The 8,712-nt window shown below is 65.0% G+C and carries 9 protein-coding genes and 1 pseudogene; 8 read left to right on the top strand and 2 right to left on the bottom strand.

Going from position 1 to position 8,712, the window contains the following annotated elements; genetic code table 11:
- Positions 1-270: pseudogene (locus Q0071_RS21295) on the top strand (transcription termination factor Rho); the annotation flags it as partial.
- 16 nt (positions 271-286) lie between these two features.
- Here Q0071_RS21295 and Q0071_RS21290 read toward each other — a convergent pair.
- Positions 287-670, bottom strand: coding sequence for a nuclear transport factor 2 family protein (locus tag Q0071_RS21290; RefSeq protein WP_298174410.1), 384 nt, complete (start codon positions 668-670; stop codon positions 287-289).
- Positions 671-772: 102 nt separating this feature from the next.
- On the opposite strand from Q0071_RS21290, the gene Q0071_RS21285 reads away from it, so the two are divergent.
- Positions 773-1,915: an aspartyl/asparaginyl beta-hydroxylase domain-containing protein gene (locus tag Q0071_RS21285; RefSeq protein WP_298174408.1), complete on the top strand. Its 1,143-nt coding sequence runs from the start codon at positions 773-775 to the stop codon at positions 1,913-1,915.
- A 7-nt stretch (positions 1,916-1,922) separates the two neighbouring features.
- Here Q0071_RS21285 and Q0071_RS21280 read toward each other — a convergent pair whose 3' ends face one another.
- Complete coding sequence (locus Q0071_RS21280) at positions 1,923-2,621, bottom strand: dienelactone hydrolase family protein (RefSeq protein WP_298174407.1); 699 nt, start codon at positions 2,619-2,621, stop codon at positions 1,923-1,925.
- 123 nt (positions 2,622-2,744) lie between these two features.
- Between Q0071_RS21280 and Q0071_RS21275 the strand changes: the two genes are divergently transcribed.
- From Q0071_RS21275 to Q0071_RS21250, 6 genes are all read left to right on the top strand, one after another.
- Entirely contained in the window at positions 2,745-3,020 is a 276-nt protein-coding gene (locus Q0071_RS21275) for a DUF6489 family protein (RefSeq protein WP_298174405.1), read from the top strand.
- A gap of 13 nt (positions 3,021-3,033) precedes the next feature.
- Positions 3,034-4,329, top strand: a complete 1,296-nt coding sequence (mnmE, locus tag Q0071_RS21270) for a tRNA uridine-5-carboxymethylaminomethyl(34) synthesis GTPase MnmE (protein ID WP_298174403.1) — start codon at positions 3,034-3,036, stop codon at positions 4,327-4,329.
- A gap of 76 nt (positions 4,330-4,405) precedes the next feature.
- Positions 4,406-6,253 (top strand): tRNA uridine-5-carboxymethylaminomethyl(34) synthesis enzyme MnmG, encoded by a 1,848-nt coding sequence (mnmG, locus tag Q0071_RS21265; protein WP_298174401.1) that lies wholly within the window; start codon positions 4,406-4,408, stop codon positions 6,251-6,253.
- Positions 6,250-6,939, top strand: coding sequence for a 16S rRNA (guanine(527)-N(7))-methyltransferase RsmG (rsmG, locus tag Q0071_RS21260; protein ID WP_298174399.1), 690 nt, complete (start codon positions 6,250-6,252; stop codon positions 6,937-6,939). Before mnmG ends, rsmG begins: the two co-directional genes overlap by 4 nt.
- Entirely contained in the window at positions 6,936-7,712 is a 777-nt protein-coding gene (locus Q0071_RS21255) for an AAA family ATPase (RefSeq protein WP_298174397.1), read from the top strand. Before rsmG ends, Q0071_RS21255 begins: the two co-directional genes overlap by 4 nt.
- Entirely contained in the window at positions 7,709-8,653 is a 945-nt protein-coding gene (locus Q0071_RS21250; RefSeq protein ID WP_298174395.1) for a ParB/RepB/Spo0J family partition protein, read from the top strand. Before Q0071_RS21255 ends, Q0071_RS21250 begins: the two co-directional genes overlap by 4 nt.
- Positions 8,654-8,712: the final 59 nt, after the last annotated feature.

Here is an 8,712-nt window from a genome sequence, read left to right as displayed (position 1 = left end):
GTGATCTTCGAAGAGTTCAAGGGCACCGGCAACTCGGAAATCGTGCTCGACCGCAAGGTGGCGGACAAGCGCATCTTCCCGGCGCTGGATGTGGGCAAGAGCGGCACCCGCAAGGAAGAACTGCTCGTGCCGCAGGATCAGCTCAGCAAGATGTGGGTACTGCGCCGCATCCTCATGCAGATGGGCACCATCGATGCGATGGAATTCCTGCTCGACAAGATGAAGAACTCGAAGACCAACGAGGACTTCTTCGCAACGATGAATCAGTAGGGAAAACCGGCGGCGCTCAGGTGTTTTGCAGCGCCGCCGCCATCATTTCCCAAAGCTTGTTCATGGCCTTCAGCGGCCGCACCATCACCTTGAAATCGATGATCTTTCCTTCAAGATCAAAGCGGATCAGGTCGATCCCGTTGACGTGGATGCCATCGACCGTCGCGGTGAACTCGAGCAGTGCCTCGGGACCATCGACGAGTTCGCGGACATAGGTGAAGCCGGTATCGGCGAAGACCTGGCCGGCGGCCGTAAGGTACATCAGCACCTTGGTATGGCCTTCCTGCGGGGTGTGGACGACCGGTGAGTGGAACACCGCATCGGGCGCGATCAGCTCGGCCAGCAGGTCGGTGTCGCCGGTCTGCATGTAGCGGTGCCAGGCGGCGAGGCCGGTGTGCATGGGGTGTCTCTCCTTGTCGTGGGCCTGTCGTGGTGAGGCCTTGTGGCACGCCGGGGCGCGCCTGCCATTGATCCAGCGCAGGTTTGCGCTAGTCGTGGCGTCATGACAACCGCTTCGCCGGAAAACCTGATCAGCGAAGGACTCGCCGCGTTAAGGGCGCGCAATCCGGCGCGTGCGGTAGAACTGCTGCGCAATGCTAGCGGCGGCATCGCCCCCGAGCGTATGCCCTGGCCGGCGCTGGCGCAGGCGGAGCTTGCGCTGGGCAACCACGCCGCCGCCGAAATGGCGCTTGATCGGCAGCTGTCGCTTGCTCCCCGCGATGTTGGCGCGTTGCTGGCCAAGGGGCAGCTCCGGCAGCATGCGCGCGATGACCGTGCGGCTGTGAGTTTCTACACCACGGCACTGGCGCAGGCGGCAGTCAGCGGGATTCCGCGCGGCATGGAAGGCATGGCGGCAGCTGCACAGGCATTCATCGGTGAGGCGCAGAGCGCCTTCCGGCAACACCTCGACACGGTGATGGCAGGAGGCCTGTCACCGGCGATGGAGGAAGCGCTGGGGCTGCTACGCGGTGCACGCGAGATTGATCTGCAGCGACCCTCGCTGTTCTATTTTCCCGGCCTGCCGCAGCGGCGGTTCTATGATCCGGCAGAGTTCGGCTGGATGGAGGCCGTGCTGGCTCTGCTGCCGCAAATGCAGGCCGAGCTTGCGGCTGTTACGGCCGACGAAGCGGCGGATACCTTCGCGCCCTATGTCATAGCCGCGGACGACCGGCCTGCACCGAACAATCCCCTGCTGGGCGATCCGGCGTGGGGTGCATTCTACTTCTGGAAAGATGGCGCCCCGGTGGCGACCAACGCTGCGCGCTGCCCGGCGACGATGGCCGCGCTGGCTCACGCGCCGATGCCGATGATCCCGGGGCGAGCGCCCAATGCACTCTGGTCGCGGCTCAAGCCCGGCACCCACATCGCGCCGCACACCGGCATGCTCAACACGCGCCTGATTTGCCACGTCCCGATCCGCACCGCGCCGAACTGCACGCTGCGAGTGGGTAGCGAGACACGCATCTGGGAGCCAGGTGTGCCGCTGATCTTCGACGATTCCATGGAGCACGAGGCGCGCAATGCGGGTGCTGAAACCCGCACGGTGCTGTTGTTCGAGATCTGGCGGCCTGAAGTGACCGAGGATGACCGCGCCGCGATTGCCCGCCTGCTCGAAGGCATTGCAGGTTACGACGGCGCGGCGTGATTGCTCTTCAGGTCAGGTGGGCCTTGAAGAAGTCGCGGGTGCGTTCATCCGCCAGCTGCGCGCCCGCTTCATCACGGCGTGAGCCCATTTCCGCCGCGAAGCCGTGATCGAGCCCGACGTAGTCGTGGAGCACGACCTTGGCGTGCGCATCCAATGCGGCGTGAATAGCGGCCTGCGCTTCCGGCCCGACGAAGTGGTCAGCCGTAGGGATGTGCAGCATCAGCGGATTGGCGATCGCATGCGCCTCACCCAGCATCTGATCGATCATCACGCCGTAATAGCCCACCGAGGCATCGATATCCGTGCGTGCAGCTGCCATGTAGGCCATGCGCCCACCGAGGCAGAAGCCGACCAGACCGACCTTGTCCACCGCCTGTTCGTGCCGGAGCCAGTGGATCGCTGCTTCGATATCCTGCACGCCGAGATCCGGGTTGTACTGCCCGAAATAGCCCAGTGCGGTCTGGAACTGCTCTGGCACATCGGGATCGAGCTCCGCCCCAGGGGCAAAGCGCCAGAAGATATCCGGAGCAAGCGCGACATAGCCAAGTGCTGCCCAATCGTCGCACTTCTTGCGGATGCCGGCGTTCACGCCGAAGATTTCCGGGATGACGATGATCGCAGCCTCGGTCTGGTCTTCGGGCGTGGCGATATAGACCGGTATCTCGTTATCGCCATTGAGGGTGGGGATCGTCGTCATCTCGCCCATGGTGCTGGTCCTTTTCGGATGGTTGTTCGCGGAAACTGTTCTTCTGGGCTCTGATTGGCGCTGTCCATGGACTTTGCCAAGAGCACATGACAGTGTTGCTGTGCTAGAGCGAGAGGTGCGTCCATGAAAGTCAATGTCGAGGTGGAATGCTCACCGGAAGAGGCGCGCCGCTTTCTGGGTTTGCCGGATGTGACGCGCGCCAACGATGTCTATGTCGATGCGATCGCCAAGGCGATGCAAGGCATGAACAGCGTTGACCAGCTCCAGGGCTTTGCCAAGCAGATCGCGCCGATGGGCGAGATGGGCCTCAAGCTGTTTCAGCAGTTTGTCGAGCAGGGCGCGGGCGCAGCGATGGCCGGCTTCAAGGCGGGTGCTTCCGGCGACAAGCCCAAGACCTGAGCGAACTGCCAGTGTGACCCAGACGATATTCGCGCTGAGTTCCGGCGCGCCGCCGGCGGGTATTGCCGTTATTCGGGTGAGCGGGCCTGAGGCTGGGTCGGCTCTGCGGCGACTGGCGGGCAAGCTGCCAGCACCGCGCCGAGCCGTGCTGGCTGTGCTGCGGGATGCAAATGACCTCACGCTCGACAAGGCCATGGCGCTGTGGCTCCCGGGACCGGGCACGGCGACTGGCGAAGATTGTGCAGAACTGCATCTGCACGGCGGGCGCGCTGTGGTCGCTGCGGTCGAGGCCGCGCTCGCAGCGCTGCCCGGATTGCGCCGAGCTGAGCCGGGAGAGTTCACGCGCCGGGCCTTTGCCCAAGGACGGATTGATCTGGCTGAAGCTGAGGGGTTGGCAGACCTGCTATCCGCAGAGACGGAATTGCAGCGCCGCGCGGCAATGGCGATGGCGGGAGGCGTACTTTCACAGCAGGTGGGCAGGTGGCGCACCCAAGTTCTGACGCTATCGGCGGCGCTGGAGGCTTCGCTCGATTTTGCCGGGGATGACGATATCGACGAGGTGGGTGGTGGTCTTCCGGACGGCTTTGCACCGGCTTGCGCCGCACTCGCGGAGGAACTGGCCGCGTGGCTGAGCCGCCCTCGGGCCGAACCCCTCCGCGAGGGTTTCCGGGTGGTGCTGGCAGGGCCGCCCAACGCCGGAAAATCAACACTGTTCAATGCTTTGGTTGAAGATGAAGCAGCCATTACGGCAGCCGAACCGGGGACGACGCGTGATGTCCTGCTGCGCAGTGTTGCGCTGGGCGGTGTCCCATTCACCTTCGTCGACACGGCCGGGCTGCGGGAGGAGGGGGCGGGTGCCATCGAGCAGATCGGCATTGAAAGAGCGCGGAATGAGGCTGGGCGTGCAGACCTTGTGCTTTGGCTCGGACCGGAAGGCGTGGGTCCGCCGGGCGCCGCGCTTTGGGAAATCGCAGCGCAATGCGACAGACCGGATGCCCTCGCGAAGGCGGCCGCAATGTTCCGCCTGTCTGCACGGACTGGTGAGGGTGTTGACCGTTTGCGCGAAGCTCTGATCGAGCATGCGCGTTCGGCTCTGCCTGCGCCGGGCGACGTAGCGCTCAACGCGCGGCAGCATGGGTTGCTGGGTGAGGTTGCGACGGCTCTCAGCGAGGCGGCATTCCAGATCGATCCACTCCTTGCCGCCGAATCGCTGCGGATCGCGCGCCTCGCACTCGATCGGCTCGTAGGGCGTGCCGGGACCGAAGACATGCTCGATGCGCTGTTCGGGCGGTTCTGTATCGGGAAGTGATGTTTCACGTGAAACACTAACCGACGGGCTTTGCCAGCTTTGACGCGGAAGCGCGAATCGCATATCGCGCGCATGCATGCACCAGTTCGACATCATCGTGGTGGGGGGCGGACACGCCGGCGTTGAGGCGGCTGCGGTCGCCGCGCGGATGGGCGCGCGCACGGCTCTGGTAAGCTTTGATCCCGTGATGATCGGGGCGATGTCGTGCAATCCCGCGATCGGCGGGCTTGGCAAGGGACACCTCGTTCGTGAGGTCGATGCCTTCGATGGGCTGATCGCCCGCGCGGCTGACGAGGCGGGGATCCATTACCGGATGCTCAATCGCAGCAAGGGCAGCGCGGTGCAGGGTCCGCGCGTGCAGGCGGACCGGCGGCTGTTTCGCGCCGCGATCCAGCGGATGGTGGCGGCGCAGGACGGGCTGACTGTTGTTGCCGGAGAGGCGGCAGCGCTGCGCATGGCAGGCGGGACGGTCTGCGGTGTCGATCTTGCCGATGGATCGGCACTGGCCGCGCGTGCGGTGGTGTTGTGCACCGGAACGTTCCTCGGCGGGCGATTGTTCCGCGGAGAAGAGCGGATGGAAGGCGGCCGGATTGGCGAGTCTGCAGCGCATCGCCTTGCACAACAGCTGCGCGGAGCGGGGCTGCCGATGGCGCGGCTCAAGACCGGGACACCGCCGCGGCTTGACGGGCGGACGATCGACTGGTCGCGACTGCCAGTCCAGCCGAGCGATGCCGTGCATTGGACTATGTCAGCACTTACGGGCACCAGGCCGCAGCCGCAGGTCTTTTGCGCGATTGCCCGCACCAACGCGCGAACCCATGACGCCATTCGCGCCGGCCTTGATCGCTCACCTCTGTTCAGTGGGGCGATTGATGCGCAAGGGCCGCGCTACTGCCCCTCGATCGAAGACAAGATCCACCGCTTCGGCGATCGGGATGGCCATCAGGTGTTTCTCGAGCCCGAAGGCCTCGATGACCATATCATCTATCCGAATGGCGTTTCGACGTCGTTGCCGACCGATGTGCAGGTGGCAATGATGCGTTCGATGGAGGGGCTTGAGGCGGTCGAGATTCTCGTGCCCGGCTACGCGGTGGAGTATGACCATATCGATCCGCGTGCGCTGCGCCGGAGTCTGGAGCTGCGTGACATGCCTGGTCTTTATTGCGCGGGTCAGATCAATGGCACGACGGGCTATGAGGAAGCGGCGGCGCAAGGGCTTGTCGCGGGCATTCATGCCGCAGCTTCTGTGCTGGAGCGGGAGGCGCCGCCGCTTGATCGTGCTTCGAGCTATATGGCGGTGATGGTCGATGACTTGACGCTGCACGGTGTTTCGGAGCCCTATCGGATGTTGACCGCTCGGGCCGAGTATCGGCTGAGGCTGCGAGCGAATAACGCCTCCACCCGATTGACGCCGCTTGGGCTGGCCGCTGGTTGCATCGGCCCTGAGCGGACGGCCTGGTTCGTTGCGCGTGAGGAAGCTCGCGAGCGGGCCGAGGCGGCGCTTGCGCAGGTTGTGCTGCCGGGCGCGCTCAGCGATCACGGCGTCTTGGTGCGGGGGGATGGCGTGCGTCGCTCCTTGAAGGAATGGCTGCGCTTCCCAGAGGTGGACTTTGCGGCACTTGCTCCATGGCTGGGTGACGCCATGCCGAGCGCAGATCTTGCCGAGGAGATGGCCGAGGATGCAGCCTATGCCCCGTATCTGGCGAGGCAGGAGGCGGAACTGAAGCAGCTGCGGGCCAGCGATGGCGTGCCACTGGGCGATCACTTCCCTTATGGGGACGTGCCCGGACTGTCGCGGGAGATGGTCGAGCGGCTGGAGCTGGCGCGGCCCGACACTCTGGCTGCTGCCGGGCGGGTGCCTGGGATCACGCCGGCGGCGCTGGCCAGCCTGCTCGTCGCCGCGCGGCGGCGAGTGGCGGCATGAACGTGGAGAGCGAGGCAGACGCGCGGGCCTGGCTGGAGGCGCGCTATGATGCCGATGCCATGGCGCGGCTTACTCGGCTTGTTGACGCACTGAGCGAGGAGAATGGGCGGCAGAACCTCGTTTCGCGGCCGTCGCTGATGTCTGTGTGGTTGCGTCATATTCTGGACAGCGCGCAGCTTCTCCATGTTTCACGTGAAACAGTTCCGGCGGGGCCATGGCTGGATCTCGGCAGCGGGGCGGGGTTCCCCGGACTGGTCATCGCGGCGCTGCAGCCTGAGCGACCGGTGACGCTGGTCGATTCGCGGCGATTGCGCACCGAGTGGCTGGCACGGGCCACTGCGCTGATGGGCCTGACAAATGTAGAGGTCGTCCTGTCGCGCGTCGAGGACGTGCCGGACCGCAAATGGCAGGTGATATCTGCACGGGCCTTTGCGCCGCTGGACCGGTTGCTAGACGTTGCTTGGCGCTTTTCCACACCGGAGACACTCTGGCTGTTGCCGAAGGGGGCCAAGGCACAGCATGAACTGGAAACGCTCGGTGCGGAATGGAATCGCGTGTTTCACGTGGAACAGTCGTTGACCGATCTTTCGGCTGGCATCATCGTTGGCCATCTCCACGGGCGCGCCGAAATTGTACGCACTGGCACACTCGCTTCACAGACTCGCAAACGAGGTTCAGGTCGATGATCACGATAGCCGTCGCGAATCAGAAGGGCGGGGTGGGCAAGACCACCACGGCGATCAACATTGCCACGGCGCTGGCGGCGACGGGGTGGAAGGTTCTGCTGATCGACCTTGATCCGCAAGGCAATGCCTCGACCGGGATCGGCGTTTCGGCTGCGGAACGTGAGCGCTCTTCCTATGATCTGCTGATCGAGCAGGCGAGTGTGGCTTCCTGCATGATCCCCACACGGATTCCGGGCCTCGACCTCATCCCGGCGACTGTCGATTTGTCCGGCGCCGAGGTGGAGCTTGTCAGCGAGACGGATCGGACGGGCAAGCTGCGTGCGGCTCTGGCCGAGGATGCGGGGCACGAGATCTGCCTGATCGATTGCCCGCCTTCGCTGGGTTTGCTCACCCTGAATGCGATGACGGCAGCCAATTCGCTGCTGGTGCCGCTGCAGTGCGAGTTCTTCGCGCTCGAGGGGCTGAGCCAGCTTCTCCAGACCGTGGAGCGGGTGCAGGAGCGGTTCAACCCGGACCTCGGCATCCTGGGCATCGTGCTGACCATGTATGACCGGCGCAATCGGCTGACGGATCAGGTGGCTGACGACGTGCGGTCGTGCCTGCACGGGCTCGTCTTCGAGTCAGTCATTCCGCGCAACGTGCGCCTTTCGGAAGCGCCTAGCCACGGGCTGCCGGCCCTGATCTACGACCATGCCTGCGCCGGATCGCAGGCCTACATGAAGCTGGCGCGCGAGTTGATCGGCCGCCTGCCAGAGCGGAGGATTGCAGCATGAGCGGGGAAGCGGACGGCAGCGCGGCGGTCAAGGCGGTGAAGCGGCCGGCGCTGGGTCGCGGTCTCGGCGCGCTGCTGGGTGAGACGCGGCGCGAGGAAGCGGTTTCGCGGATCTCGGTTTCAGCACCGGGCGAGCAGGTGGTCAGCGGCCTCGCGTCGCTTTCGGTGGCTTCGATCGAGCCGCATCCGGAACAGCCGCGGCGGCATTTCGATGAGGATGCGCTCGAGGAACTGGCACGCTCGATTGCCGCGCGCGGCGTGATCCAGCCGGTGGTGGTGCGACCCTTGGGCGGCGGGCGCTATCAATTGGTTGCGGGCGAGCGGCGCTGGCGGGCGGCACAGCGTGCGCGGTTGCACGAGATCCCGGCGATTGTCCGCCAGTTGGATGACCGCGAAGTGACCGCACTGGCGCTGATCGAGAACTTGCAGCGCGAGGACCTGAATCCCATCGAGGAAGCGCGGGCCTATCAGCGCCTGTCCGAGCAGGACGGACTGACGCAGCAGGAGATCGCCACCTTCGTCGACAAGTCGCGCAGCCATGTCGCGAACCTGATGCGGCTGCTCGTCCTTCCGGGCGAAGTGCTCGACATGGTCGAGCGCGCGCAACTGTCGATGGGCCACGCCCGCGCACTGGCAGTGCTTCCCGATCCCGTTCCCTTGGCGCGCGAGACAATTGCGAAGGGGCATTCGGTACGCGACGTCGAGCGGCTGGCGAAGCGCGTCATGCGGCCCGAATCGGCACCGCGGCGGGCGCGGGCCGAGCGCGATCCGGCAAGCTCGGCGGATATCGCCGCGGTCCAGGCGCATCTCGAGGAGTTCCTCGGCCTCAAGGTCACGATCCAGGCCGATGCCGATCCGCGCACAGGATCGGTGACGATCCGCTACAAGACCCTCGATCAGCTCGATCTGATCTGCCAGCGGCTCACAGGCGGGGCGATCTAAGTCCTCAGGATTCTGCCCCCAAGGACTAGTTAACCGGTCGATTAATTTTGATTGACCGA

The organism is Novosphingobium sp., from assembly GCF_027486195.1.
Classification (GTDB): domain Bacteria; phylum Pseudomonadota; class Alphaproteobacteria; order Sphingomonadales; family Sphingomonadaceae; genus Novosphingobium.
Note: the sequence above shows the minus strand (reverse complement) of the source record. Positions and strands in the feature narration are given on the sequence as shown.